Source organism: Klebsiella sp. CN_Kp113 (assembly GCF_040064585.1).
In the GTDB taxonomy this organism is placed as follows: domain Bacteria; phylum Pseudomonadota; class Gammaproteobacteria; order Enterobacterales; family Enterobacteriaceae; genus Klebsiella; species Klebsiella michiganensis.
Map to the genome: position 1 here is coordinate 43,251 of NZ_JBEAID010000014.1, position 23,551 is coordinate 66,801.

Below are 23,551 nucleotides of genomic sequence, written 5' to 3' on the forward strand. Positions count from 1 at the left end.
GTCGCAAGGCGGTAAGCAAGCGAAGCCCCGGGAGCAAAGATAAGCGACCGGGGTGAACGCGCGCAGCCAACACCGCGATAGTCGAAAAGACGACGAGGATGGGTATCTCCAAAGTATTTTACGTCACGGCGAGGCGGCGAATTCGCAAATCCCGGGAGCATAGATAACTATGTGACCGGGGTGCGCGAATGAAGCCAACAAAGCGGTGGCGTGAAAGACGCGGGAGATTAGCGGGTGCGCGGACAAACCTCGCCTTCAGCAAAGAAAAACGCGATCTCGCGCGCAGCGGATTCAACGGAATCGGAACCGTGGGTGCCGTTCTCGGTGAAGCTGTCAGCGTAGTCTGCGCGCAGGGTACCCGCCAGCGCGTTCGCCGGGTTGGTTGCGCCCAGCAGGTCACGATGACGCTGAACCGCATTTTCGCCTTCCAGCACGGAAACCACGATCGGGCCGGAAGTCATGAATTCAACCAGACCGTCAAAGAACGGGCGACCTTCGTGCTCAGCATAGAAGCCGCGAGCCTGCTCAACGGTCAGATGCAGCATTTTGGTGCCAACAATTTTGAACCCTGCAGCTTCAAAGCGAGAAAAGATGCCGCCAATAACGTTTTTTGCCACCGCGTTTGGTTTGATGATGGAAAAAGTACGTTCAATAGCCATGATAACCTCTTTATATATGTTGTTCTGTTTTGCAGATGAGCAGATGAGACCGATAAATACGGCGCGAATTATAATCATCATCTAAGGCGATTGCCTATGTGTTTAGGTAACATTTTTTTAAAAAAAAGCGACCTTAAACAACAAATCCCGCCAATTAAGGCACGTTACGTTTATTGCACGGTGAAGTTCGCGGCAACAATTTGCCCCGCCTCGTCCATCACCACCAGCTGATAACGGTCAGGGCGATCGATGTTAAGGGTCGCGCTGGCGCCTTCCGCCGACAGAGGCTCACCGTTAAGAAACCACCAGCGGCGCCCTTCCCCGCCGGTCGTTTGCAGCGGCAGCATCACCTTTTGCTCGCCGGGCAGCCGTTTAACCACCGCGCCTTCACGAAGACCGGAGAGCACCAGCGGAGCGGCATCAGCGGTTTGCACCGGCGGACACGCCGCCGAAACCGCAGGCAGCCTGACGCGACGCCGTTCGCCTGCGGGTAGCCAGGGTTCAAGCGGCAGCGGCCAGACGTCGAGGCTTTTCTCTACCGCGCCGGGGCAATCTGCCGCCACCCGCAGCCCTTTCTCATTCAGCCACACCGGGAAGCGAATCCCGCGGATACCTTCCTGGCCGGGCAGCAGCAGGGTCGGCGGCTGGCTCTCATCGAGCAGCCAGGTGGCCAGCCGTCGGCGGCAGTTCGCGTCGCCCGCGGGTAAATTCTGCCCGCCGGGCCAGCAAACCGTCCCGGCGCTGACCGACGACGGGCGAGGGTCGGCAGGCAATCCGCCGCGGCTCATCGCCGGGCGCGCCAGCAGCATATTATTCACCTGGTTCAGCAGCGGCACCGCGCTGGCGAAGCCAAACTGCCCGACGACCGGCGTGCCGTCGGGTCGCCCGGTCCAGATACCTATCAGATAGCGGGCGTTCACGCCGATCGCCCAGGCATCGCGGTAGCCGTAGCTGGTTCCGGTTTTCCACGCCAGCGGCACCACCTGCACCAGCGACGCATCGGGCACCGGCTGCGCTTCGCCGGCCAGTATGCGCCGCACGATCCACGCGGCGCCCGGCGACAGCAGCGGCCTCTCAACCAGCGGTGAGTCTGGCGTGATGCGCAATTGTCCCGCCTTACCATGGCGGGCAAACGCGCTGTACGCCGCCACGATATCCGCCAGACGCGCGCCGCCTCCGCCGAGGATCAGCGACAGATTCGGCTCCGCGCCGGCGGGCAGCATCAGCGGTAATCCGGCATTGCGTAGCCTGGCGGCAAAACGCTTCGGCCCGTAGGCCTCCAGCACCTGCACTGCCGGAAGGTTCAGCGAGCGAACCAGCGCGTCGCTGGCGCTCACCGGCCCGTGAAAACCGCTGTCAAAATTCCCCGGCCGGTAGTCGCTAAACCGTCGCGGCACATCCTGTAACAACGAAGCCGGATGGATCAGCCCCTCATCCAGCGCCATACCATAAACAAACGGTTTCAGAACCGAGCCCGGGGAGCGGATCGCCGAGACCATATCAATATGACCAAAGCGGCTATCATCGTTGATATCCACCGACCCTACCCAACCGCGCACCTTCATATTGGTATGGTCAACTACAATCATCGCTAAAGAGCTGCGCGGCGGCAGGCGCGATTTCCAGTTCAGCGCCAGGTCTTCCAGCTGCCGCTGCAGTCCGGCATCCAGCGTCGTTACCACCTTCTCTGCGCGGCTGCTCGCCAGCGCGCGGCGGGCAAAAAGCGGCGCCAGCTGCGGCATCTGCCGCGGAAAGAGCCAGACGGGCTCTTCGATAGCTTCTCGTACCGGCAGCGATGGCCACACGCCCTGATTTTCCATCCGCAGCAGCACTTTATCGCGCGCCGCCTGCGCTCGCTCCGGCCAGCGATCCGGACGCAGCCTGCTCGGCGCCTGCGGCAGTACCGCCAGCAGCGCCGCTTCGCCATAGCTAAGCTGCGCGGGCGGTTTACCGAGATAGGCCCAGCTGGCTGCGCCTATCCCCTGCAGCGTACCGCCGAACGGCGCCCGGTTGAGGTAGAGCGTGAGGATCTCGCTTTTTGACAGATGCCACTCCAGCTGCAGCGCGCGCCATAGCTGACGCAGCTTGCCGCCGAAGGTTCGGGGATGCGGATCGAGCAGGCGCGCCACCTGCATGGTCAGGGTGCTGCCCCCAGAGATCACCCGCCCGGAAGTGAGATCCTGCCAGGCGGCGCGAACGATCGAGAACGGATTAACGCCGGGGTGATCCCAGAACCAGCGATCTTCATACTGGATCAGCGCCTGTAAATAGCGCGGCGAAACGTCAGCCAGGGTCACCGGATAGCGCCAGACGCCCTGCGCGTCGGCGAAACGCCACAGCGGCGTCCCGTCTTCCGCCACCACCACTCGGGCAGGCGTCACCTCGCGCAGCGGCAGCGGCCACAGGCGATCGGCGGCCAGCAGCAGCAGCCACAGCAAAAAAATAAACGCCGCCAGCCAGCGCCAGCGGCGTTTAATGCGCTTCAGTGCCCGCATTTAGGGTACAACGGTGAGCGGTCCGCTGGCCGCGCCGGTTGCCCGCCACTGCGGCACGTACATTGACTCGACCTGCGGCTGCGGTACCTGATAGGTGCCCGGCGTCACCGCGCGCGCCAGATAAACCAGCGTCACCGGCTGGCCTTCATTGATAGCCACCGCGGCGACGAAGCGATCGTCGCGAAACTCAATGTGCTGAATATCGGCCTGCTGCATCTGGTTAAGCAGATTCTGCACCACCTCGCCGTTCTCCTGCAGGCTGGCGCTGCTGTTGGCCAGATTCTGGTTTTCCAACTCCAGCCCCGCCGGGAGTAAATCCACCACCAGCGCGTCCGGGACGTTACGCTTAGCCGTCACTTCCAGCTTCACCAACACCAGTTCGCCGCTGCGCAGCGAAGAGAGCGATTTCTGCTGGCCCTGGGTATCGAAAATTTGCCGTTCAATGCCAAGCACGTTGCCCCCCGGCTGCGGCGCGTTCTGCGGATAGCCGCTGCTGTCGAGACGGAGCCACAGCGGCTGCTGGCCGGTATTGGTCACCTGCAAGGCCGCCAGCTGGTCGCCGGTCAGGTTGCGGGTTTGCGCTTTCTCGCCGGAGAGCGGTTCGGCCTGCACGGAGGTTTGCGCCTGCCAGCTGCCGGGGAGATCCTGCAGCGTACGCCCGGCCAGGAACAGGGCGTTACTCTCCTGCGTCGAGAGCCAGCGCTGGCCGTAGGCTTCGTCCGCCAGATGGCTGAGCAGCGTATTTTGCGCTTCCGGCAGCAGTTTGTTCTCCTCCAGCAGCGCCAGCTTCAGCGCATCATCGCGCAGCTCGCTGCCGTAATCGCCGAGCCAGCGGTTCGCGTCCTGCCGCGGCGTCGTCAGCGCCAGCTTCAGGGCTTCGTCGCCGCGCGGCGCATCGCCCATCAATTTCAGGGCCACGCCCAGCTGCAGCAGCGGCAGACCGGAACGCGCCTGGTCGTGACGGCTCCAGATTTCGCGCAGCGCGCCGAGCGGCGCTTTCTGCTGCCGGGCCAGTACCAGCGCGGCGTAGGCCTGAGCGGCAAAGCGGCTGGCCTGGGCATCATCGCTATAGCGGACGGACATCAGCCCCGGCTCCTGTAAATAACGCAGCAGGCGCTGGTTGCCGTTATTGACGGCGTTCGTTGGTACGCTGTAGCCCTGCTCGCCCGCCCGGACGAGGAAGTCCATCGCGTAGGCGCTCAACCAGTACTCCTCCGGCCCTTCTTTATCCCACAGGGCGAAACCGCCATCATCGCGCTGCATCTGCAGCAGACGAGAAATGCCGATATCCACCGCCGCGCGTCGCTTTTCATCGCTATCGCCGCCGATCCCCAGGGCTTTAAGCTGGGCGGCGTTGGTATAGAGCGACGGGAACAGCCCGCTGGTGGTCTGCTCCAGGCAGCCGTAAGGATAGGCTTTCAGGTCGCGTATATAGCGCGCCAGGTTCAGCGGCGGCTTGCCGCTGAACACCAGCTGCCCCTGCAACGTGGCCGGCGAGAAGCCCTCACTTTGCGCCGCCGGAGCCTGCCAGCTTTCACCCGGCTGGAGGACAGCGCCGGAATTCACGGTTTGCGCCGGGAAAGCCGGACGCACGCCCAGCTGCCACTGCTTCTGCATCGGCGCGAAGGTTTCACCCGGCAGGTTCAGGCCGCTGATGGTGGCATTCACCTGACCATCGCCAAAGCCTTGCTGCGCGCGAACCGGCACAAACAGGGTGCTGCGCGCGCCGGGAGCCAGATGCACCGGCGGTATTTCTCCCCCTTCAAGCTGCAGCAGACCGCTGGCGGCCAGCGCAACGTTGAGGGTCTGCGGCTTATCGGTCAGATTGCTGAGATCCAGCGCCAGGCGAGTGGTATCTCCGCTGGCGAGGAAGCGCGGCATATTCAGCTCGGCAATAACCGGCGCCGCCACGATCGTTTTTCCTTCGCTGCTGCCAAAATCCTCTGCGGTCCACGCCTGGGCCATAACCCGCAGTTCGCCGTTAAAGTCGCCAATCGGCAAAGTCACCGTCCCTTCGCCTTTCTCATCCAGCACCACCGGCTGCGCCTGCTGAGCGATAATCGTCACGTGATTAACCGGCGGTTTGCCGCCGCGTTTGAGTTCATCACCGTCGCCGCCGAAGCGCAGGCTGGCGAGTCTCCCCTGCCCTTCGATCACCTGACCATAGATATCGTAAATATCGGCGCCGTAGCGTTTCTGGCCAAAGAAGGCGTTCCACGGATCCGGCGTTGCATAGTCGGTGATATTGAGTACGCCGCTATCGACGGCGGAGAGCAGCATGTTAACCTGTTTCGGCGTCTCGCCTCCTTTGACGCTGGCCTTAACGTTGACCGTTAGCGGCTGGTTGGGGCGCATTTTATCCGGCGCTTCCAGCGTCAGGTTCAGACGGCGATTTTCATCGCCAAGCGGCAGATGCAGCAGACCCACCGCCCGTTTTGGCGTCGCGGACTGGGATTTATCCCCCGGACGAATCACCAGGGTGCTGAGGTAGAGGTCGTGACGATTCCACGCTTTATCCACCGGGATCGATAACTCCATCCCTTCCGCCGGGACGTCAATCTCCTGCCACCACAGCGGCCCTTCGCTTGATTCCACCAGCGCGTAGCCTTTACCGGCTGCCGGAGCGGCGATATGCAGCTTGATCGTATCGCCCGGTTTATAGGTCGGTTTGTCCAGCTTCATGGTGACGCGATCCGGACGCGCCGCCCCCTGGCCATCGCTGTTATCCTGCCAGCTGTATCCGGCCCAGAAGCGCACGCTGCTGACCGCATCATCCGGCCCTTTAACTTCCAGGCGATAAGAACCCCACTCGACCGGGAAGCTCACTTTCGCCGTTTGTCCGGCTGAAATATCCAGCGACTCCTCGCCTTCCTGAAGATCTTTTTGATCGAACTGCGACTGCCAGCCTTCGCTCTCGGACCAGTTCCAGTAGTAGTCGCGGCGTTCGCGAATCAACCGAACCTGCAGCCCGGAGACCGCTTTCTTCTCACCTTTGGCGTCGGCATACACAATCTCAAACGCGGCGGTGCCGTTTTCATCCACCACCGGCTGCTTGATAGTGCTGTCGGTGCGATAGTCGTAAACCTCTTTCAGGGCAAATTCCGGTCGGATACCCGGCAGCGTTTCGGCCGGCCAGATCGGCTGCCTGACGGTGCGCGTGACCGGTCTGCCGCCGGACTCCAGCAGGCTGGCCTGCAGGATCACCTGCAGCGGCGAGCGGCTCTCCTGCCACTGGCTGGCGGCGGTGACTTCCGCATGTCCGCGATCGTCCAGGGTGGTCTGCACTTCATCCAGGCTGCGGGAAAGGTTCTCTTCGGCAATGTCGCCAAACTGGAAGCCCGGCAGCGCAGGCACCGCATCGCGCAGCGGACGCAGGAACAGTTTACCCTGCAGCGAGTTGCCGCTGGCCGGCGCGCCGTACAGATACGCCCCGCTCACGGCAAAGCTGACATCCGCAGCCGGCGAAACCGGGGCATTTTGCGCCGTGAGATTCAGCGCCATGCGCTCAGGCATAAAATCTTCAACGTGAAAATCCCACTCGCGCGGCTGGTTGTCGCCGGTGCTGGCGCGAATGTGCCACATCCCGGTCGCCGCGCCGCTATCGAGCGGATAAGTCAACTGATACAGGCCGTTAACCGGTTTGCTGACCGTCGAACGAATAACCTGGCCATCCGGCTGCACGACTTCCAGCTTCACCGGCTGCTCGGGGAGCGGTTTACCGTCACTATCGCGCAGTAGCGCGTTGAGAATAACCGTTTCGCCCGGACGATAGAGATCCCGTGGGCCAAACATAAATAGCTGTTTGCTGAAGCCCGGCGCGCCGGCGATGGAAAATTCAGCCAGGTCCAGCGCCGGGAGCTTGAGATCCAGCAGAGTGGTTTGCCCGTCCTTACGCGCCAGCAGCAGCGCCGCTTCTTTGTCCGTTTGCAGCGTCACGTGCCCCTGAGCGTCGCTCTTCGCCTGCGCCAGGGTTTGCCCTTTGGCGTTCAGCAGCTGCACATCGATACCGGACTGTGCCGCGCCGTTCTCCAGGCTCTGGGTAAAGACATCCAGCCGGTTGTGGTAGCGGTGCGCGGATACGCCGATATCGCTGAGGGTGAACAGCGTCGCGGCGTTGCTATAGCTGTAGCGGCCCGCCTGGTTCATCACCGCGATATAGACGCCCGGCTCCTGCAACGGCTTGATATCCGCCAGCGGCAGCAGCAGTTTTTCGCGCGTATTGCGCGCCGGGTTAAGGTCAAAACGGCCGGTGTAGACCAGATCGGCCATCTTCAGCAGCTCGTCCGACTCCCAGTTGCTCAGGGAATTGCGGTATTCCCATTGGCTGACGAAGGCGGAGAGCGATTCAGGTTTGATGCGGAAAAAATTGACGTCGATGTTATCGACATTCAGCGCCATCACCGGCAGTCCGGCCACCACTTTCCCCGGCAGCAGCGAGCCGCGGCTGGCAAAGCCGATGCTCGGGGCGATATCGCGGGTGGTAATGGTTTTTTCAACGCTGCTGTCTAAGGTCGCTTTATTCAGCGCGGTCAGGGTGGGGTCGAGCGAAACGATCAGCTCGCGTTTTGGCTCAAGATGGCGTAGACGCAGCTCTTTAAGGTTGGGCGCCAGCTCCCATGCCCCATCGACTTTGCCGCTTTTTTTGTCGACCAGATGCACGCTGCGGGAGAAATCCTGATCCGGCTGCAGAGGAATAGAGAAGGTCAACACCAGCGTCGCCGCGCCGTCGAGCTGAACCTCAGAAGCATCCAGCAGCGTTAACGCTTTGCCTTTGCTTTTTTCAGCCAGCGCCGCCAGCTGGGCGCTGTCCGGCTTTGCGGGCGCGCTATCTGACGCCGCGGATGGCGCCGACGCGACCGCCTGCGGTTTGCCGCTGTCGTCACAGGCGGTCAACGATAGCGCGGTAAGTAGCGCCAGAGATAGCGCCGCCAAACGAAATGGTTTCATCCTTCTAACCCCTCGGCCCGCAGGCCAGATAATTTCAGTGAACACATTATTATGCGTTAACGGCAGAATTACCAATAGCGCGCTAGCAAGCAATATTGGTAGGGACCACGGATAGCTGGAGTGGATTAATTTAGCGGATATACCGCGCTACGATTTTTCTTATATCAACTTTTAATATGCTCAGCTATCAATACTTTTTATTCTGAAATCCCACTCTCTCCGCCCATATAAATTGACAAGGCGTGCGCTTTCTATTTATTGTTCGGGATATCATTGCCTTTAAAATATAAATTATTACGCTGGCGATGGTATTGACTGTACGTTCCAGCGTTTACCAGATAACACAACATCAACCCATCTCATATCAATATATATGAGATTAATAATATGGAAGTTATTTATGTCTCAGATGGTCGCACTGTCGATTATTATTTTAATTCTTTATATCGGCGACGTTGTTTCAACCCGCACAAAAGCCTGGATTCCCTCCGTATTTGTCTGTGCGGTCCTGTTTTTAATCGGGTACTGGACATTTTTCCCGGCAGATATTATCAGCCGGGCCGGAATCGGCACGCCGGTTGCCATAATGCTGATGTATCTGTTAATCACCAATATGGGCACCCTGCTGTCGCTAAAAGAGCTGGCGCAGCAGTGGAAGACCGTAGTCATCTCCCTCGCCGGCATTGCCGGGATCGCGGCGGCGGTCTTTGCGGTGAGCCTGGCGCTGTTCGACCGCAACACCGCTCTGGTCACCATTCCTCCGCTGGTCGGCGGTATCGTCTCATCGCTGATTATGTCTCAGGGCGCGAGCAGCGCCGGACTGGTCGACCTGTCGGTTTTTGCCATTTTGATTTACGTAATGCAGGGGTTTGCGGGATATCCGCTCACCGCCATCATGCTGCAGCGCGAAGGTAAAACGCTGCTTGCCCGCTACCGCAGCGGCGAGCACCGACCCGATGACATCGCCGGTGAGCACGCGATGCTCACCGTTGGCGAGGAGAAAATGCCGCGCCTGTTCAGTAAAATCCCCGTTAGCTACAACAGCAACTACTTTAAATTCCTGCGGCTGGCGCTGGTCGGCTGTCTGGCCTGGCTTGTCGCCGATCTCGCGAAGCCGATAGTGAATATCAGCCCCTTCGTGCTGTGCCTGTTTTTTGGCGTGGTGTTTACCTCGTTAGGCTTTCTTGAAAAGCATATGCTGCATAAGGCGAACGGCTTTGGCTTCGCTATTATGGCATTGATGCTATTTATCTTTGATACCTTAAACAAAGCCACGCCGGAGATGCTGCTGCGCCTGCTTTTCCCGATGGTGGTGTTAATCGCCACGGCGGCGATCGGGATGTTTGTTGTCTCCTGGCTGGTCGGGAAACTGCTTGGCGTCAGCGGCCCAATGGCTTTCGCCATCTCATTGACCGCGCTGTACGGTTTCCCCGCCGACTATATTATTACCAACGAGGCCATTAACGCCCTCACCCACGATGAAAAAGAGCGCCAGATGCTGACCCACCATATGCTGGGCCCGATGCTGGTCGGCGGATTCGTCTCCGTCACCATGGTGTCGGTGGTGTTAGCCGGAATTCTGGTCGGCTATCTGACCCCCGCTATCGGCTGAGCGCGTTGAATTTTTAGCAAATGATGGAGCCATTGATGATTAACCCTGACATCACCGCGATTATCGCCAGAGAAGAACAGGCGATGATCGCTTTTCGTCGCGACCTGCACGCCCATCCGGAACTTCCCTGGGAGGAGAAGCGCACCACGGATCGCGTCGCCGCCGGACTGGAGGCCATCGGTATCCCTTACCGCCGGACGCATCCTACCGGAATCATCGCCGACATCGCCGGCGGCCAGCCGGGTAAAACCGTGGCTCTGCGCGCCGATATGGATGCGTTACCGGTGGTGGAGCTGAACGATCCGCTCGACTATAAATCACAAACCCCCGGGAAAATGCACGCCTGCGGCCATGACGCCCATACCGCCATGCTGCTGACCGCCGCCCGTGCGTTATATGACGTCCGCGAGCAGCTGGCAGGCAACGTCCGGCTGATCTTTCAGCCTGCGGAAGAGATTGCCGAGGGGGCGAAGGCGATGATTCAGCAGGGGGCTATCGATAACGTGGATAACGTTTTCGGGATGCATATCTGGTCCGGCACGCCGTCCGGCAAAATCTCCTGCAACGTCGGTTCCTCCTTTGCCTCAGCCGATTTGCTGAAAGTGACCTTCCGCGGCCGCGGCGGCCACGGTTCGATGCCGGAGGCCTGCGTCGATGCGGCGGTGGTCGCTTCCGCTTTCGTGATGAATCTGCAGGCTATTGTGGCGCGAGAAACCTCCCCGCTGGAGTCCGCGGTAGTCACCATCGGCAAAATGGATGTCGGCACGCGCTTTAACGTCATTGCCGAGAACGCCGTTCTTGACGGTACCGTGCGCTGCTTCAGCCTGGAAGCGCGCCAGCGCCTGGAAACGGCCATTACCCGCTATGCCGAGCATACCGCCGCGGTATATGGGGCGACCGCTCAGGTTGACTACTGCTACGGTACGCTACCGGTGATCAACGAAGAGCGCAGCGCGCTGCTGGCGCAGTCGGTTATCCGCGACGCGTTCGGCGATGGCGTCCTTTTCAATGAAAAACCGACCACCGGCGGAGAAGATTTTAGTTTTTATATGCAAAATATCCCCGGCGCCTTTGCGCTGCTCGGCTCGGGCAATAAAGAGAAAGGCAGCGACTACGCGCACCATCACGGCTGCTTTAATATCGACGAGCAGGTGATGAAAAGCGGCGCTGAACTGTACGCGCAGTACGCCTGGCGCTACCTGCAGCAAAACGCGTTTTAAGCCAACTCTCCCCCGACGCCGCTCGGGGGAATATCACATTCCCGCCGCCTCTCCTTGAAAATGCCTTGTCGATATCGCAAAAAACAACAACAATCACTCTATTGTTGATGACACGGAGGCACTCATGTCTACCTCGTTTTTTGTCGCTGCCGACTGGCTGGCAGAGCATATTGATGACCCGGAAATCCAGATTATCGACGCGCGGATGGCCCCCCCGGGACAGGAAGAGCGCGATCTTAACGCCGAGTATCAGGCAGGCCATATTCCCGGCGCCGTCTTTTTCGATATCGAAGCCCTCTCTGACCACACCAGCCCGCTGCCGCACATGATACCGCGCGCGGAGGCGTTTGCCGTCGCCATGCGCGAACTTGGCGTCAGCAGCGATAAGCATCTGGTGGTATACGATGAAGGCAATCTCTTCTCCGCGCCGCGCGCCTGGTGGATGCTGCGCACGTTCGGCGTTGAAAAGGTATCGATTGTCGCCGGTGGGCTGGAGGGCTGGCGCCGCGATGGGCTACCGCTGGAGCAAGGCCTCCCCGAACTGCCGGAAGGTGATTTTGACGGCCGCGTCGATCCGCTGGCGATCAAGCGCTTGACGGATGTGCTGCTGGTCAGCCACGAAGGATCGGCGCAGATCGTCGATGCGCGCCCGGCAGGACGCTTTAATGGCCAGGTGGCAGAGCCGCGACCGGGACTGCGCAGCGGGCATATTCCCGGCGCGCTAAACGTACCGTGGACGGAACTGGTGATTAACGGCGAACTGAAAACCACCGATGAACTCAACGAGATCTTCGCGCGTCAGGGCGTCGATTTTGAACGGCCGATTATTGCCAGCTGCGGCTCCGGCGTAACGGCGGCGGTCGTCGTGCTGGCGCTCACCACCCTCGGCGTTAACGGCGTTAGCCTGTACGACGGCTCATGGAGCGAATGGGGCGCGCGGACGGATTTGCCGATTGAACCGGCGCAGTAGGCAGTAAAGAGAACAACGGGGGCCTGAGCCCCCGTTGAGTTAAATAATCCGATTGTGCTTAAAGTCGCGCAGGAAGCTGCCCCAGCGCTTTTCATAAAACGGCGTGATGTGGGCGATCATAAAGTGGCTAATCCCCTTTTCCCCCTCCACCACCTGACAGATATCAATCGGCTCGTCGCCGGGAAGCGTATCGGTCGCCACGCTGCCGGTCGCCTGAATAACCTCCTCAATATCGCCTTCCGCTTCAATGCCAATCAGCAGGTTGGCTGGCGCATCGGCGCTGTCTTTGATAGAGCATAAAAACGCGCGCTTCACCGTTTTCAGGGTCTTAAACAGCGCGGTCAGCGAGTCCACCATCTGCGCGGGCGGCTCGGCAACCTCAGACAGCAGCAGCGACTCTCCACCTTCAAGCACGGTCTGGGTGCTGAGCGGGCTGCCCTCTTCCCCCAGCAGATGGCTAATCTCACGCGGCGCAAACTCTTTGCCGGTGGCGAGTTTGGCATTGAGATAGAGCGTTTCGCCGAGGGTCATGGCGAACAGCGTGCGCACCGGCATCACCACAAAAGACTGTTCGTCCTCAACGGCCTGCTGCAGCGCTTCCAGCGAGGTGAAAAAAGGAATGACCGATGTGCCATCATCTTTTTCCCAGTGCTGCAGATCCAGCACGCTGTCTTCAACGACCTGCTCGCCCTGAGCGGCGGCTCCGGGTACCCACACGGTAGCTTCCAGCAGCGTACGGAAAAACGCCGGACGATGGCCTGGCTCGGTAGCCGCCTTCTCCAGCAGGGTTTCTAGCTCATTTTTAGTTTCGGACATAGTAGTTCCACAACGAAAATCCCCTCACCCCGGCTCTCTCCACGAAGGAAGCGGGAGAAAGCCGAACGTGACCTCCCCCTGAAACATCAGGGGGAGGGTCAGGGGAAAGGGTTATTCCGCGGTCAGCAAATTAGCAATAGTGCGCACGCCGAGGCCGGTCGCGCCCACCGACCACTGCTCAACCGCAGATTTGCGGTAGGTCGCCGAACAGTCGATATGCAGCCAGCCTTCATGATAATTCTCCACGAAGTGGGACAGGAAGCCCGCCGCGGTGCTGGCGCCGGCCGGATAGGCCGCGCTGCCGGTATTGTTCAGTTCAGCAAAGTTGGACGGCAGCTGGCCGCGGTGGAACTCAGCCAGCGGCAGGCGCCAGAAAGCTTCGTTTTCAGCCTGCGCGCTCGCCAGCAGGCGATTCGCCAGCGCATCATCAAAGCTGAACAGCGCGTGATAATCATTGCCCAGCGCGGTTTTCGCCGCGCCGGTCAGCGTGGCGGCATCGATGATCAGCGCCGGCTTTTGCGCCGAAGCATCGATCAGGCCGTCCGCCAGCACCAGGCGACCTTCCGCATCGGTGTTCATGATTTCCACGGTTTTGCCGTTGCGATAGTGAATAATATCGCCCAGTTTGAAGGCGTTACCGCTAATCAGGTTATCGGCGCAGCACAGATACAGCTTCACGCGCTTGTTCAGGCCGCGCGTGATGGCGAACGCCAGCGCGCCGGTTACCGTCGCCGCGCCGCCCATATCGGACTTCATCGAGTCCATAAACGCGCTCTGCTTGATGCTGTATCCGCCGGAGTCAAAGGTGATGCCTTTACCGACCAGGCAGGCGTACACCGGGGCTTCTTTGTCGCCGGTTGGGTTATAGTCCAGCGCCAGCAGGACCGGCGGACGCTCGGAGCCGCGGCCAACGGTGTGGAGGCCCAGGTAGTTCTGTTCGCGCAGATCTTCGCCCTTGGTGATGCGATAAGAGACGTTATCGCAGGCCACGCTGCACAGCAGGTCTACCGCACGCTGCGCCAGCTGTTCCGGCCCCAGCTCTTCCGCCGGGGCGTTGATGGTGTCGCGGACCCAGTCAATAATGGTCAGGCGGTTATCCAGTTCGCTTTTCTGCGCATCGTCGAGGGCCGGCCACTCCACTTTGCGGCTGCCTTTCGGGCCTTTATAACCGGCCCAGAACGCCCATGCGCGATCGATATCCCAGCCCTCGCCGTCAAGCGCGACATGTTTGATGCCCATGCCGTCAATTTTTCGCGCCGCGCGCTGAATCAAACCGAGGTCGTCTTTGCCGTTCAGATGCAGGGCGATGCCGTCGTTATTAATGCTGTAAGATGCTTTTTCTCCCCAGCGCGCATCGGCTGGCTGAGCGGTAAGCGTAATTTTCATAGCTTCGGTCATTATCATTATCCTTCTTAGCAAACGGGCCGCCGTATGGCAGCCCGTAAAGTTCTTTCGCTCGTTGATTCATCCGGCTTAAACCACCGGGTAAATCATGACGCGAAAATTATTCTGCTTCGTCTAACCAGACTAGCAGAATCGCCTCAAGAATTTTTTCATTGGATGCGTTCGGATCGTCATCAAACTCTTCCAGATCGCAAATCCACTGATGCAGATCGGTGAAGCGAACGGTTTTCGGGTCGAGATCCGGGAAAGCGTCGTACAGCGCTTCCCCGATTTCACGACTATCGGTCCATTTCAGTCCCATATTAATGCTCGCGTGCGTGGTTGATGGTGTAACGCGGAATTTCGATGACCAAATCTTCGTCAGTCACCCGCGCCTGGCAGCTCAGACGGCTGTCGGGCTCAAGCCCCCAGGCCTTATCCAGCATGTCGTCTTCATCTTCGGTACTTTCCGCCAGCGAGTCAAAGCCTTCACGCACGATGCAGTGGCAGGTGGTGCAGGCACAGGATTTTTCGCAGGCGTGTTCAATCTCAATACCGCTACGCAGCGCTGCATCAAGAATGGTCTCACCGGTCTCAGCTTCCACAACTACGCCATCCGGACACAGGTCCTGGTGGGGCAGAAAAACAATTTTTGGCATTTTAAACCTCGTCCACGGATTGGCCTTTCAGCGCGATACGGACCGATTGATCCATACGACGTGCGGCAAATTCCTGGGTTTGTGTGTCGATATTTTTAATCGCTTCTTTGATTGCATCGGCATCATCGCCTGCCGCTGCGGCGCGCACTTGCTCCGCGGCGTCATCGATAGCCTGACGCTCTGCGGCGCTTAACAGCGCGGCGTCGGCGGCCAGCGCGCTGACCAGACTTTCCAGTACGCGCGCGGCTTCAACTTTTTGCTCGGCCAGCATACGCGCCTGGACATCCTGTTCGGCGTAGCTCATCGAATCTTTAATCATGCTGGCGATCTCGCCATCGGTCAGACCGTAGGACGGTTTCACCTGGATAGAGGCCTCAACGCCGGTCGATTTCTCCATCGCCGTCACGCTCAGCAGGCCATCGGCATCCACCTGGAAGGTCACGCGAATATGCGCCCCGCCCGCCGGTAATGCCGGAATGCCGCGCAGCGCAAAGCGCGCCAGGGAGCGGCAGTCCTGCACCAGCTCGCGCTCGCCCTGCATAACGTGGATAGACATCGCCGTCTGACCATCTTTGAAGGTAGTGAACTCCTGCGCGCGCGCCACCGGAATGGTGGTGTTACGCGGGATAACCTTTTCCACCAGGCCACCCATGGTTTCCAGCCCCAGAGAGAGCGGAATGACATCAAGCAGCAGCAGCTCGCTGTCCGGCTTATTGCCCACCAGGATATCCGCCTGAATCGCCGCGCCGATGGCGACAACTTTATCCGGGTCGATAGAGGTCAGCGGCGTACGGCCAAAGAATTCGCCGACGCGTTCGCGCACCAGCGGCACGCGGGTCGAGCCGCCCACCATCACCACTTCCAGCACCTCTTGCGCCTCAACGCCGGCGTCTTTCAACGCGCGACGGCAGGCCAGCAAGGTGCGTTTGACCAGCGGCGCGATCAGCGCATTAAACTGGCTACGGGTCACCTCCCCCTGCCAGCCGCCGACGTTCACCCGCGCCGTCTCGGCATCGCTGAGGGCGATTTTCGCCGCGATCGCCGCGTCGAGCAGCTCGCGCTGCAGGCGGTTATCGCTGCGATCGTTCAGGCCAGCCTGCTCGCGCAGATAATCGGCCAGCAGATGATCGAAATCGTCGCCGCCGAGCGCCGAATCGCCGCCGGTGGCCAGGACTTCAAACACGCCGCGGCTCAAGCGCAGCACGGAGATATCAAAAGTACCGCCGCCGAGATCGTAAACCGCGATGACCCCTTCCTGACCGGAGTCCAGGCCGTAGGCTATCGCCGCCGCGGTCGGCTCGTTCAGCAGACGCAGCACGTGCAGGCCCGCCAGACGCGCCGCGTCTTTGGTTCCCTGCCGCTGAGCATCATCGAAGTAGGCCGGCACGGTAATCACCACGCCGTCGAGCTCGCCCGCCAGCGCCTCGGTGGCGCGTTCGGCCAGCGCTTTTAGAATGTCGGCAGATACGCGGATCGGATTGAGCAAACCTCCCGTAGTCTGAATCATCGGCAGGCCGTTTTCGCTGGCCTGCAGCTGATAAGGCAGATGTGGGTAGCGGGCCTCGATATCGGCCAGAGAGCGGCCCATCATGCGTTTGACGGAGCTGATGGTGTTGACCGGATCCAGAGCGGCGTTTTGTCGCGCGTCATAGCCCACCGTCAAACCCGAAGCCTGATAGTTCACCACCGACGGCAGCAAATAGCGCCCCTGATGGTCGGGCAGAGTTTCGGCCTGGCCGCTACGCACGGTAGCCACCAGTGAATTGGTGGTGCCCAGGTCGATACCCGCCGCCAGACGTCGCTGGTGCGGCGCGGCGCTCAGTCCGGGCTCACTAATTTGTAATAAGGCCATAATTGCTTCCGAAAATTAAAAATCGAGCAGTTTTTCTTCGAGTTGTTCCGCACTGCTTCGCAGTTTATCGAGAAAACGCAGCTTGCGCACGGTATCCGCCGCCGCCTCCCACGTCTCGTTATTCAGTTGTTCAACCATCAGCTGATGCCGGGTATCAAATTGCGCTTTGACCCGCTTGATAAAGCTTTCCAGCCGCGCTTCATCTTTCGCCTTGCCTATCTCATCGAGCTCTTCGCGCAGTTCCAGCTGTTCCATCAGGAACGCGGTATCGCGCACGGTATGCTGCTCGCTGGCGAGATCGAAACCGTGAAGTGAAAGGAGATATTCGGCGCGGGTCAGCGGATGGCGAAGGGTTTGCCACGCCTGATTAATGGTGGCGGACTGCTGCACCGCGGCGAGCTGTTCGGCCGCGCTGCCGCTGGCGAACTTATCGGGATGATACTGGCGCTGTAGCTCCTGGTACCGGGCAGCCAGGGGTTCTAATGAAAGGGTATAGCTGGCCGGTAACCCGAAGAGGGTAAAATAGTCCATAGCAACCTCAGGGTTAACGAGATAAAGCAAACCCCACGCGCAGCGAGACTACGGTGGGGTCAGGGATAACCGATTACACGTTAAAGCTTTCGCCGCAGCCGCACTCGTCTTTCACGTTCGGGTTGGTGAACTTAAACCCTTCGTTAAGACCTTCTTTGACGAAGTCCAGCTGCGTGCCGTCGAGGAACTGCAAACTTTTGCCGTCGATCACGACCTTCACGCCTTTGTCTTCAAACACGGTGTCTTCTGCCGCCGGCTCGTCAACAAACTCCAGTACATAAGCCATACCCGAGCAGCCGGAAGTTCTGACTCCCAGGCGCAGACCAAACCCTTTACCGCGGTTGGCCAGAAAGGTGTTGACTCGCGCTGCTGCACTGTCGCTTAAAGTAATCGACATAACAAACCTCAACTCTTAATTATTTTGCTTCACGTTTGCTTTTATAATCCGCAATCGCGGCTTTAATCGCGTCTTCCGCCAGAATAGAGCAGTGAATTTTCACCGGCGGCAGCTCAAGCTCGTCTGCGATATCGGTGTTTTTGATCGCCTGAGCTTCGTCCAGCGATTTCCCTTTCACCCACTCGGTCACCAGGGAGCTGGAAGCAATAGCGGAACCGCAGCCGTAGGTCTTGAAACGCGCGTCTTCAATGATACCTTCATTGTTGACTTTAATCTGCAACTTCATCACGTCGCCGCACGCCGGTGCGCCAACCATGCCGCTGCCGACGTTTTCGTCGCTATTGTCGAAGGAGCCGACGTTGCGCGGATTCTCGTAATGATCGATAACTTTTTCGCTGTAAGCCATGATGAATTCTCCTTATTGGTGCCGAATTAGTGATGTGACCATTCAATGCTGTTCAGATCCACGCCCTGCTTGAACATTTCCCACAGCGGAGAAAGTTCGCGCAGACGACCAATGGAGTTGCGAACCAGATTGATGGTGTAGTCAATCTCTTCTTCGGTAGTAAAACGACCTAAAGAGAAACGAATAGAGCTATGCGCCAGCTCGTCGGTCATCCCCAGCGCGCGCAGCACGTAGGACGGCTCGAGGCTTGCGGAAGTACAGGCGGAACCGGAAGAGACCGCCAGGTCTTTCAGCGCCATAATCAGCGACTCGCCTTCAACGTAGTTAAAGCTGACGTTGAGAATGTTCGGCGCGCCCTGCTCGAGATCGCCGTTCAGGTAGACCTCTTCCATATCTTTTACGCCGTCCCACAGACGGTTACGCAGGCCGCGCAGGCGGGCCATTTCGCTTTCCATCTCTTCTTTCGCGATACGGTAAGCTTCACCCATACCGACGATCTGGTGGACAGGCAGCGTCCCGGAGCGCATGCCGCGCTCGTGACCGCCGCCGTGCATCTGCGCTTCGATACGAATACGCGGTTTACGACGCACGTACAGCGCGCCGATGCCTTTCGGGCCATAGATTTTGTGGCCGGAGAAGGACATCAGATCAACTTTCAGCTGGCTCAGGTCGATAGGCAGTTTGCCCACGCTCTGGGTCGCGTCAACGTGGTAAATGATACCGCGGGCGCGGCACATCTCGCCGATGGTAGCGATATCCTGCACCACGCCGATTTCGTTATTCACGTGCATAATGGAAACAAGGATGGTGTCATCACGCATCGCGGCTTCCAGCTCTTTTAAATCGATAATGCCGTTACGCTGAGGGGCGAGGTAGGTCACTTCAAACCCTTCGCGCTCCAGCTGACGGCAGGTGTCCAGCACGGCTTTATGTTCGGTTTTGCTGGTGATGATGTGCTTGCCTTTTTTCTGATAAAAGTTGGCTGCACCTTTAATCGCCAGGTTGTCGGATTCCGTCGCGCCGGAAGTAAAAACGATTTCGCGCGGGTCAGCGCCGACCAGCTCGGCAATCTGATTACGGGCGATATCTACCGCCTCTTCAGCCTGCCAGCCAAAACGGTGTGAACGCGAGGCCGGGTTACCAAAGGTCCCGTCCAGGGTCAGGAACTGCATCATTTTCTCGGCAACACGCGGGTCCACCGGCGTGGTTGCGGAGTAATCGAGATAGATCGGTAATTTCATTGCTCTATAAACTCCGTACATCGCTTCAATGCAAGGAATCAGGCAACCGGCTGGATGTACGACCGAGTACACAGGATGTCGGAACATCCTGGCCTGATTCGAAAATCTTTTTTATCTTTTTTACTCAGCTCGTTTCAGCTTGCAGCCGATAGCTGCAAGATGAAACTGAACGAGAACTACGCGCGCAGTTTGACGTCGATGGCGTCCTGAGCGCGGGTGCTACGCTGGGATTCATGGTTGTGCTGACGGCCGGAGACATCAAGGATTTCCTGGTTATTCACCAGTTCGCCCAGCGTGATGTTATTCAGAAAACCGGTCAGTCGCTCGCTCAGATCGCGCCACAGCGCGTGAGTCAGACACTTATCGCCGCCCTGGCAGCCGCCTTTACCCTGACAACGGGTGGCGTCAACGGATTCGTCCACTGCGCTGATAACTTCGCCAACCGCGATGCTACCCGCTTCTTTACCTAACAGATAACCGCCGCCTGGACCACGTACGCTGGAAACCAGGCCATTTTTGCGCAGGCGAGAGAACAGCTGTTCCAGATAGGAAAGCGAAATTCCCTGACGCTCTGAAATATCAGCCAACGGAACCGGACCCGATTCAGAGTTGAGCGCAACGTCAAGCATCGCGGTCACGGCATAACGCCCTTTAGATGTCAGTCTCATGTCTTACTTAACCTCAAACTCGCCCCTGCCCGGGCTTTTTATTAATATGGGTATTGCATAGCAAGGGCAAGTCTGACATTCCCGAGTAAATTGGTCAACTATTTACTTGACTGTTTTAGTCAGGTATTTGGCTTTCCGTGCCGTTTCACTTCAGCGCGGCCTGGTGCCCTCGCCCCGGCCCTCTCCCACAAGGAGAGAGGGAACCCGCAGTACCGCGCCGCCGGGCAACGGCGTGCACTATGACTCTTTATTTTTCTGCTGCTGCTCAATTGACGCCAGCATGCCGCGCAGGATGTTCAGCTCCTGGCTTTCCGGGCGGGCGCGGGTAAACAAACGGCGCAGCTTGTTCATCACCTGGCCCGGGTGGCTGGCGCGGATAAACCCGGTTGCCAGCAGCGTCTGCTCCAGATGACCGTAGAAACGCTCTAAATCATCCACCAGCGGATACGGGGTTTCTTCATGCTCGACAACAGGTTCATTTTGCTCCTGCGCCGCCAGCCAGGCCATACGCACTTCATAGGAGATAACCTGCACCGCCATCGCCAGGTTCAGCGAGCTGTATTCCGGGTTGGCAGCGATTGCCACATGGTAGTGACACTTCTGCAGCTCTTCGTTAGTCAGGCCGACGCGTTCGCGGCCAAATACCAGCGCGATCGGCGCATGCTGCGCTTCGGCAACGCTTTTCAGGCCGCATTCACGCGGGTCGAGCATCGGCCACGGCAGCGTACGGGAGCGCGCGCTGGTCCCCACGACGAGGCTACAGCCCGCCAGCGCTTCATCAAGGGTATCAACGATGTGGGCATTGCCAATGACGTCGCTGGCCCCGGCCGCCAGAGCGATGGCCTGAGAATCGGGTTTGACCAGAGGATTGACCAGCCACAGGTTGGTTAACCCCATGGTTTTCATTGCGCGGGCGACGGAGCCCATATTGCCGGTGTGTGAGGTTTCTACCAGTACGATTCGAATATTTTGCAGCATTAGGGTTCTTCGGCTAAAGATTATTCGTGCATGCTATCATAAAACGAAGACATAAGGAGATTTCACTGTTACTATATGCGCCGTTTTTTCCCGTTCTTTAACATCCAGTGAGAGATACCGATGCATCCGATGCTGAACATCGCCGTGCGCGCAGCGCGCAAGGCGGGTAATTTAATTGCCAAGCACTACGAAACCCCTGACTCCGTAGAAACCAGCCAGAAAGGCAGCAATGATTTTGTGACTAACGTCGATAAAGCCGCCGAGGCGATGATTATCGAAACCATTCGCAAATCTTACCCGCAGCACACCATCATCACCGAAGAAAGCGGTGAGCACGCTGGTGAAGATCAGGATGTTCAATGGGTTATCGATCCACTGGATGGCACCACCAACTTCGTCAAACGTCTGCCGCACTTCTCCGTCTCCATCGCCGTACGCATTAAAGGCCGTACTGAAGTGGCCGTGGTTTACGATCCGATGCGTAACGAACTGTTCACCGCGACCCGCGGTCAGGGCGCGCAGCTGAACGGCTACCGCCTGCGCGGCAGCAGCGCTCGCGACCTGGATGGCACGATCATCGCCACCGGCTTCCCGTTCAAAGCAAAACAGCACGCGACCTCTTACATGAACATCCTCGGCAACATGTTCACCGAATGCGCGGATTTCCGCCGCACCGGTTCCGCTGCCCTGGATCTGGCCTACGTTGCCGCTGGCCGGGTTGACGGCTACTTTGAAATCGCGCTGAAACCGTGGGATTTCGCGGCAGGCGAGCTGATCGCCCGTGAAGCAGGCGCTATCGTCTGCGACTTTACCGGCGGCCATAACTACCTGCTGACCGGCAACATCGTTGCAGGTAACCCGCGCGTCGTTAAAGCGATGCTGGCCAATATGCGCGAGCATCTGAGTGAAGCGCTGAAGCGTTAATTTCTCACCGCATGAAAAACCAAAAGGAAGCCGCGGCTTCCTTTTTTTATCGCATTAAAACGGCCGCAGGCCGCCGCCCGATGGCATCGCGCTACTCCACATCACGATGGCCGCCGCCAGTAAAATCACGCCGCCGGCCAGCGCCAGCGTTGCCCAACCGATCTGCTTCCACAGCGCCGGCGCCCGATTCGCGCTCAGCCTGACCGCCAGCTGGCGGAAACCATGAACCAGCAGCGCCAGCGCGCTAATCGTCAGCGAGGTTCCCGCCGCCATCGCCATCGCGGCCGCCATGCCCCAGCCAAATACGCCGATAACCTTGCTGAATAACAGCACCATAATGGCTCCGGAGCAGGGCCGCATCCCCATTGACAGCACGATAGCCAGCCGCGCCCGCCAGTCATCGCCGCTTTGCAGCTGTTCCGGCGCCGGCAGATGCTGGTGTCCGCAGCCGCAGCCGCAGCTGGCGTGATGAACGTGATGCGCGGTGAAGGCGGTGAATGTCGGCCGGCGCAGCAGCATCCGCAGCTTTTTCAGCGCCCGCCAGCACAGCAAAAGGCCCAGCGCGCCGACCAGCAGATAGCTTCCCTTTTCCAGCCAGAAGCTGCTCAGATGCAGCTGTCTTGCCGGCAGCCGCAGCAGCGTCAGTACCACCACCACTAAGACGATAGCCACCAGTCCCTGCAGCAACGAAGCGGCCAGCGTCAGGCCGATGCTCGATTTCAGCTTCGACGGATGGGTTGCCAGCCAGGTGGTTATGACCACCTTGCCGTGCCCCGGCCCCAGCGCATGCAGAACGCCGTAGACGAAGCTAAACCCCAGCAGCGACAGCCCGGCGGCGGCAGGATTCTCCGCAACCGCCTGCAGAAGCCGACTCAGTTCGACATTCAGCGCGCGCTGCCAGACCGCGCTTTGCAGCAGCACCTGCGGCCAGGCCCGCCATAGCCAGAAGCCAGCTCCGGCTGCCAGCAGCAGAAACAGCGCCAGCGGCCACAGCTGACGCCAGCGCGGCGAACGGCCGGTTTGAGCAAAAATCACTGACATTGCAGCGTCACCTTTTGCGCGAAGTAATTCCCCAGTTCCATATCCTCCGGCGGCGCATCCGCCTTATCCAGCGACTGCGCGTAGGACAACATTTTTTCGTTAGGCTTCGGCGTCATCACTTTTGCCGTGCAGCTTGTCTTCATCGCCGTCGGTAGTGTGAAGTCTGCGTCTTTGTCGTAATACATATCAACATAATAGGTCGGGTCGTAGGTGGAAAAGGTGAAGGTTTGCCCGGCCAGAGGCTGCGGCTTCGCCAGCGGCAGGGTAAAGGTGAGCACCGCCTGATGACCGCTGCGTTCAAGGCCATAACCAGCGGGCCGATTATCAAACTTCACCCGCTGGCCGTTGTGCCATAGCTCGCTGAAATAGTGCTGGCCCAGCACGTTCGCCATCACTTCCGCCGCCAGCTTTTTCCAGATTTCGCTACCGGGTTTAGCGTTGCCCGCATCATAGAGCAGATCGGCGGAGGTGATTTCATCCATCGTCCAGCGCATTTTAAAGCCGGTGAGCAGCCCATTTTCCGCCACGGCCTCCGTTTGCAAACTGATGAAACTGTGCGGATGCGCCGCCGCAGATAGCGATAAAAACATGAAAAACGCTACGCTGACGCATTGTTTCACTCTCTTCATCTGTTCCTCGCGTGAAAAATTCTGTGAACCCCGCCAGCAATCCTGATGTAAAGACCCGGAAATGCCCTGTTCACCCTCAATACATTAACTACTCTTAACGAAAACCCTAACTGGAACTAACCG

Annotated in this window: 20 protein-coding genes; 4 read left to right on the plus strand and 16 right to left on the minus strand. The window is 59.0% G+C overall.

The genetic code is table 11. The features are described 5' to 3' along the window. Positions 1-227 precede the first annotated feature (227 nt). The 3 genes from ndk to ABLV30_RS07230 all read right to left on the minus strand — a co-directional run bounded on the left by ndk (position 228) and on the right by ABLV30_RS07230 (position 8,101). Positions 228-659 carry a nucleoside-diphosphate kinase gene (ndk, locus tag ABLV30_RS07220; RefSeq protein WP_004114414.1) on the minus strand — a complete coding sequence of 144 codons (432 nt, stop codon included), beginning with the start codon at positions 657-659 and terminating at the stop codon, positions 228-230. Between the two features lie 170 nt (positions 660-829). Continuing rightward, entirely contained in the window at positions 830-3,154 is a 2,325-nt protein-coding gene (gene pbpC, locus ABLV30_RS07225) for a peptidoglycan glycosyltransferase PbpC (RefSeq protein WP_128334636.1), read from the minus strand. Continuing rightward, entirely contained in the window at positions 3,155-8,101 is a 4,947-nt protein-coding gene (locus ABLV30_RS07230) for an alpha-2-macroglobulin (RefSeq protein WP_265801309.1), read from the minus strand. 400 nt (positions 8,102-8,501) lie between these two features. On the opposite strand from ABLV30_RS07230, the gene ABLV30_RS07235 reads away from it, so the two are divergent. The 3 genes from ABLV30_RS07235 to sseA all read left to right on the plus strand — a co-directional run bounded on the left by ABLV30_RS07235 (position 8,502) and on the right by sseA (position 11,903). Then, positions 8,502-9,713, plus strand: a complete 1,212-nt coding sequence (locus ABLV30_RS07235; protein WP_064404365.1) for a hypothetical protein — start codon at positions 8,502-8,504, stop codon at positions 9,711-9,713. Positions 9,714-9,748: 35 nt separating this feature from the next. Beyond that, positions 9,749-10,933, plus strand: coding sequence for a M20 family metallopeptidase (locus ABLV30_RS07240; protein ID WP_025106599.1), 1,185 nt, complete (start codon positions 9,749-9,751; stop codon positions 10,931-10,933). Positions 10,934-11,057: 124 nt separating this feature from the next. Next, positions 11,058-11,903: a 3-mercaptopyruvate sulfurtransferase gene (gene sseA, locus ABLV30_RS07245; RefSeq protein WP_265801306.1), complete on the plus strand. Its 846-nt coding sequence runs from the start codon at positions 11,058-11,060 to the stop codon at positions 11,901-11,903. Between the two features lie 39 nt (positions 11,904-11,942). Here the strand turns inward: sseA and sseB are convergent, their stop codons facing one another. The 11 genes from sseB to trmJ all read right to left on the minus strand — a co-directional run bounded on the left by sseB (position 11,943) and on the right by trmJ (position 20,834). Continuing rightward, positions 11,943-12,719, minus strand: a complete 777-nt coding sequence (gene sseB / locus ABLV30_RS07250; protein WP_025106598.1) for an enhanced serine sensitivity protein SseB — start codon at positions 12,717-12,719, stop codon at positions 11,943-11,945. Positions 12,720-12,830: 111 nt separating this feature from the next. Further along, positions 12,831-14,117, minus strand: a complete 1,287-nt coding sequence (pepB, locus tag ABLV30_RS07255; RefSeq protein ID WP_049083404.1) for an aminopeptidase PepB — start codon at positions 14,115-14,117, stop codon at positions 12,831-12,833. Positions 14,118-14,223: 106 nt separating this feature from the next. After that, positions 14,224-14,424 (minus strand): Fe-S cluster assembly protein IscX, encoded by a 201-nt coding sequence (gene iscX / locus ABLV30_RS07260; protein ID WP_004104502.1) that lies wholly within the window; start codon positions 14,422-14,424, stop codon positions 14,224-14,226. A 1-nt stretch (position 14,425) separates the two neighbouring features. After that, complete coding sequence (gene fdx, locus ABLV30_RS07265; RefSeq protein WP_004104503.1) at positions 14,426-14,761, minus strand: ISC system 2Fe-2S type ferredoxin; 336 nt, start codon at positions 14,759-14,761, stop codon at positions 14,426-14,428. 1 nt (position 14,762) lies between these two features. Continuing rightward, on the minus strand, positions 14,763-16,613 hold the full coding sequence (gene hscA, locus ABLV30_RS07270; protein WP_032750897.1) for a Fe-S protein assembly chaperone HscA: 1,851 nt from the start codon (positions 16,611-16,613) through the stop codon (positions 14,763-14,765). Between the two features lie 15 nt (positions 16,614-16,628). After that, positions 16,629-17,144, minus strand: coding sequence for a co-chaperone HscB (gene hscB / locus ABLV30_RS07275; RefSeq protein WP_004104505.1), 516 nt, complete (start codon positions 17,142-17,144; stop codon positions 16,629-16,631). A gap of 73 nt (positions 17,145-17,217) precedes the next feature. Beyond that, complete coding sequence (iscA, locus tag ABLV30_RS07280) at positions 17,218-17,541, minus strand: iron-sulfur cluster assembly protein IscA (protein ID WP_004104506.1); 324 nt, start codon at positions 17,539-17,541, stop codon at positions 17,218-17,220. Positions 17,542-17,560: 19 nt separating this feature from the next. Beyond that, positions 17,561-17,947, minus strand: coding sequence for a Fe-S cluster assembly scaffold IscU (gene iscU, locus ABLV30_RS07285; RefSeq protein ID WP_002913991.1), 387 nt, complete (start codon positions 17,945-17,947; stop codon positions 17,561-17,563). Positions 17,948-17,973: 26 nt separating this feature from the next. Further along, positions 17,974-19,188, minus strand: a complete 1,215-nt coding sequence (gene iscS, locus ABLV30_RS07290) for a cysteine desulfurase (RefSeq protein ID WP_004134936.1) — start codon at positions 19,186-19,188, stop codon at positions 17,974-17,976. A gap of 176 nt (positions 19,189-19,364) precedes the next feature. Continuing rightward, positions 19,365-19,856 (minus strand): Fe-S cluster assembly transcriptional regulator IscR, encoded by a 492-nt coding sequence (gene iscR / locus ABLV30_RS07295; RefSeq protein WP_004853217.1) that lies wholly within the window; start codon positions 19,854-19,856, stop codon positions 19,365-19,367. A gap of 237 nt (positions 19,857-20,093) precedes the next feature. Next, entirely contained in the window at positions 20,094-20,834 is a 741-nt protein-coding gene (gene trmJ / locus ABLV30_RS07300; RefSeq protein ID WP_025106595.1) for a tRNA (cytosine(32)/uridine(32)-2'-O)-methyltransferase TrmJ, read from the minus strand. A 120-nt stretch (positions 20,835-20,954) separates the two neighbouring features. Between trmJ and suhB the strand changes: the two genes are divergently transcribed. Continuing rightward, positions 20,955-21,758: an inositol-1-monophosphatase gene (gene suhB / locus ABLV30_RS07305; RefSeq protein ID WP_004853221.1), complete on the plus strand. Its 804-nt coding sequence runs from the start codon at positions 20,955-20,957 to the stop codon at positions 21,756-21,758. 54 nt (positions 21,759-21,812) lie between these two features. Here the strand turns inward: suhB and ABLV30_RS07310 are convergent, their stop codons facing one another. Together ABLV30_RS07310 and ABLV30_RS07315 are read right to left on the minus strand one after the other, a co-directional pair. After that, entirely contained in the window at positions 21,813-22,799 is a 987-nt protein-coding gene (locus ABLV30_RS07310; protein ID WP_064404361.1) for a nickel/cobalt transporter, read from the minus strand. Next, a complete protein-coding gene (locus tag ABLV30_RS07315) occupies positions 22,790-23,428 on the minus strand; it encodes a DUF1007 family protein (protein WP_025106593.1) in 639 nt (212 codons plus the stop codon). The genes ABLV30_RS07310 and ABLV30_RS07315 overlap by 10 nt, the downstream gene beginning before the upstream one ends. Positions 23,429-23,551: the final 123 nt, after the last annotated feature.